Source organism: SAR324 cluster bacterium, from assembly GCA_029245725.1.
Classification (GTDB): Bacteria; SAR324; SAR324; order SAR324; family NAC60-12; genus JCVI-SCAAA005.
In genome coordinates, this window is the sequence record JAQWOT010000384.1 from 1 (window position 1) to 2,882 (window position 2,882).

Consider the following 2,882-nt stretch of genomic DNA (forward strand, 5'->3'; position numbering starts at 1 on the left):
AAACACACACGCTAGTGGTCGATCCAGATGTAGAGGAGATGATTACTCTCTTTCAGGTCAATGGAGCAATGATCTATTGTGATCCGGATGGAAACAGCACAGGCTTCGACGATGTCTTCACCCGGATTGCGAAGTGTCGCAAACATTATACAGAAGTTGGCTTGGGCGAAGACTATGTGAATCAGTTTATTCGTTGAGAGTTATCGGCCCTTTACAGGAATTGTGTAGCCAAAGAAGTTCTTTCATTTTGGAAATTATTGGAGTTTTCAGTAAATTAAGCCTTGTCATTTCATGGAAAAAACAAGCTACTTAACGAAATTTGTTCTGCCAAAACAATTCGCTCTAACCCACTCATTGTCAAAGGGAAAGCATGAAAATCAGAAAAAGACTTCAACTCCTTTGCTATCTCTCTTCCTTACTTTTGATCTTATCAAGCTGTAGCAGTGGGGGTAGTGGCAGCAGCGACAACACAACTATTGGTAGCGGAGACTCTGGAACAAATGAAGGAGAAGATGTTGTTTCCTCTAGTTGTATTTATGAAAGTATTCCTGCTTCAAATGTGATTTTTTCATCTGATAGTAAGATGTCATCTTCTACTGCAAAGTCAGCTGGATTTACTAAAGGTATTAGTATTTTTGGTGTAAATATTTTAGCGACGACTGGAGTTAGTGAAGAAAAATTGATACATGCAGCTAATGTTATGGCAGAACTCATTGATAATGATGAGAATGGAGAAGTTGATAATTCCTGTGTTGTGAAGAAACTAAATGAGTTAGAGGCTTTTGTTTCAATGTATAATGAAGATGAATCGGAAATATCAATGGAACCCCTAGAAAAGTTGGGATTAGAGAGTAGCAGCGCAGGACTTGGCGCTTTTGAAACAACTGTTAACTATGAGTCAGAAGGTCAGCATGACGCCAGTGTAGAAGAAATATTTCATTTAATTACTCAATTTGGATATTCTAAAATATATCCTGAGATATTTGGTGAATCTAATGAATCATTATCATCACTTGCGAAGGCAATGGATGTTGCCAGAGGTGGCCGACAAACTCAGCTCACAAATGGTGCTTGGATTTACAACAACTCTGACTGTGCAAATGCAGGTAAGGTAGGTGGTTCAACAAACGCATGGTATTTTTATGAGGATAACACTGCTAACTATGCAACTATGATCACAGAATACATATATTGGGCAGTCAGTTCTAATTTTGGCATGCATGCTTCCGAGGCTGGACGACAGAAAGCTCAGACTGAATGGTGCCCGCACACGAAATCCAAATTGCAGGAGCAAGATCCAACGGTATATAATTTAATAAATAATTCCGAATACGCACTCCCAACAAGTAAAATGCCCACTGCAGATTATCGTTTTCGATCTATTGCTTTAAGTGATATCAGTTATTTTTGATTATTTTGATCTGGAGTAAGACATAAAAATACCGAAAAAAATTCAATTATTCTGCGGTCTCTCTTTGCTACTACTGATTTTATCAAGCTGTAGTGGAGGTGATAGCAGTAGTGAATCGGGAACAAAAGTTACTAAGCCCAATACAGTTACAGTTCAGCCTAGAGCAGGTTTGAAAGGGTTTGCATCTAGCACAGGTGCACTCGCCCCACTAGTACCACTTACGGTTGATGGTACAGGTAAAAAATTACTCGCAGTTTACATGGTGGGTAGCGATTTGGAGGGGAATTCTGGGCTAGGCACGACCGACTTCAAAGAAATGGTGGCTGCTACAGGTGCAGAATTAGATAATTTGGAAGTAATAGTTGCTTTCGGAGGAGCTTCCAATTGGAAAGGAATGTGGTTTGCCAATCTAGACCAGATTCGAAACGATTCTTTGGATGGCGTTTTTAGCAACGAGTCTGAAAGCGAGTATCTTTATGTGGCTCCTCAAGCCCACATGGGTGATGCAAGTTCTTTGAAGAGGTTTCTCAGTTTTTTGGATTCATACACTAATTTTGAGCAGAGAATGCTCATATTTTGGGACCATGGGGCCAATCTTGAGGGCTTTGGGAATGATGAAAACTTTAACAACGATCCTTTGCAACTCAAAGAAATTGAGGATTCATTAGCTACGGCTACCCAAACTTACGATGTGATCGGCTTTGACTCTTGCTTAATGGCGACGTTGGAAGTGGCAAAAGTTGTTAAAGGTAAAGCTGATTTTTTGCTAGCTTCTGAAGAACTGGAACCTGGCCATGGCTGGAATTGGGAACATGTTTTAGAGGCTTACGCTGTCGCAGACAATGCTACAGCAGCAGCCAAAAGTATAATTGATAACTTTGTAGCCAAAGGTTCTCATCCCCACGAAGTTTCAGGCAAGACGCTTTCTTTGGTGGACCTAAGCAAGTACGAAGATGTGGTCAATCAGTTAGATTCAGTGCTAGAGAATTTAACCGGGCAACTGCAGGTAAGCGATCAGACAGTCATCAGTGCTCTAAACAATAGTACAACAAAAACTCAAGCATACGGGAAATCAGCCCAATTAGGTACCCGCTCCTCTGTTGATTTGAAGCATATGAGCCATCTGACTCAACAGAGATTGACTGGAGATGATCAAAAGAGCCGCTTAGCAGCGTTGATAACTGCGATTGACGATTATGTTATCTACAGCAAAGAAGACGGTACTCGTCCTAATTCTTGGGGAGTTGCCATTGACGCTCCTGAAAATGCAGTAAAGCCAATTGTAGCTCTGACGGATTACTACAATTCACTAAGAGTCAGTGAAAAGTGGGTCGATTTTGCCCGAGCTTACAGCACAGCGAAAGCTTCTGATACAACAGCACCCACGGTGGAGAATTATTTAACAGACACTAATGCTGCCAATGTAAATTTTGACTTAGAAAATTAGGATGAAGAATGGGACACCAGTTGG

Annotated in this window: 3 protein-coding genes; all 3 read left to right on the plus strand. The window is 40.9% G+C overall.

What is annotated here, in order from left to right; all coding sequences use genetic code 11:
• A partial coding sequence (locus P8O70_21140; protein ID MDG2199347.1) for a cupin occupies window positions 1-197 on the plus strand: 197 nt, incomplete at its 5' end.
• A gap of 173 nt (window positions 198-370) precedes the next feature.
• Window positions 371-1,411, plus strand: a complete 1,041-nt coding sequence (locus tag P8O70_21145; protein MDG2199348.1) for a hypothetical protein — start codon at window positions 371-373, stop codon at window positions 1,409-1,411.
• 169 nt (window positions 1,412-1,580) lie between these two features.
• Window positions 1,581-2,858: a clostripain-related cysteine peptidase gene (locus P8O70_21150; GenBank protein ID MDG2199349.1), complete on the plus strand. Its 1,278-nt coding sequence runs from the start codon at window positions 1,581-1,583 to the stop codon at window positions 2,856-2,858.
• The last annotated feature ends 24 nt before the right edge of the window (window positions 2,859-2,882 follow it).